The organism is Paenibacillus caui, assembly GCF_019904135.1.
Lineage (GTDB): Bacteria > Bacillota > Bacilli > Paenibacillales > Paenibacillaceae > Fontibacillus > Fontibacillus caui.
Genome location: NZ_JAIOGQ010000079.1, coordinates 1 through 1,066, shown reverse-complemented (window position 1 = coordinate 1,066; position 1,066 = coordinate 1). Strand labels below are relative to the sequence as shown.

The 1,066-nt window shown below is 39.3% G+C and carries 1 pseudogene; it reads left to right on the top strand.

Going from position 1 to position 1,066, the window contains the following annotated elements:
• Positions 1 to 142 (top strand): annotated as a pseudogene (locus tag K7397_RS21785) (IS256 family transposase); the annotation flags it as partial.
• Positions 143 to 1,066 lie beyond the last annotated feature (924 nt).

Here is a 1,066-nt window from a genome sequence, read left to right as displayed (position 1 = left end):
GGACGAGGCGCTGCTAAAGATGCTGTATCTGGTCACCATGGATGTCACCCGCAAATGGACAGGCCGTGTCCAGAACTGGGGCCAAATGCTGTTGCAGTTCTCGGTCTTCTTCCCCGAACGCATCGGCCAACATCTGCCGTAAGGGCAATCTCCCCCATGGGGGAGTCTCTATAAATGAGTTTACACAAAATTATTGACACACCCACCCTCAAAAATAGGTTATTAGGTCTTATTCGAGTCTTTGCATAGCTTTTGATTCTTTATTTGTTTTAGAGCTCTTAAGTACGCTCTTCGATTTAGATCTCTTCGTCCATTATATCCTATTTTTTTCTATTATTGATTTACTATTGTTTTTTTCGTATTCAAAAAAAGCCGCGATACCGACGTACACTTATTTCTCGAATTCTCTCGCGACTAATTATTCGTTCTTCTTATTTAATTCAAATGTTTTATAGGTTTTATGTAGATTTGTCATGTTCGGAGATTTCAGTTAACGTCTCAGTATTTCCGACGTCCATTCCCCTTAGATAACTCTTATCTTAGGGGAATGGATGTGTCCGCAGAAATATCTTCCTCGAAAATACATCTGGCGGACCAAGGGACGGCGCAAAGCGACGACCCGCAGCGGAAATGCGATGTTAGGCGACGTTAAGTCTGTTCCTTATCCCTATATAATTCCATACACATCCTGAAATTTCCTGCAATCACGTGCCGTTCGGTTTGTTTCATGCCAATTTCATATTTGTTTTCTTTCCCTATGAAATATTGATCCTGCCTAAAAGAATTGAAGATACATAAAGATATCTTTTAAAAAAACAAGAACATAAGTTCCTATTCTTTCAAAATAGACTTTGACATCATGATCCGTTTTGAATTACTTTACTATTAGGGTCGTGATCCAAAAAACGCGGTTTTCCTCCTCACGACCCTAATAGTAAAGTGATGCTTTGTCTTTCTTTTGAAAAAGCTCTTTTTGTTTTTTGAGGGTGTTATCATTTTTTAGGCAGGATCTTCGCTAAAACAAAAGTCGTTGAGTGATTGCACTTCAGACTTAATGTTGCCTAAC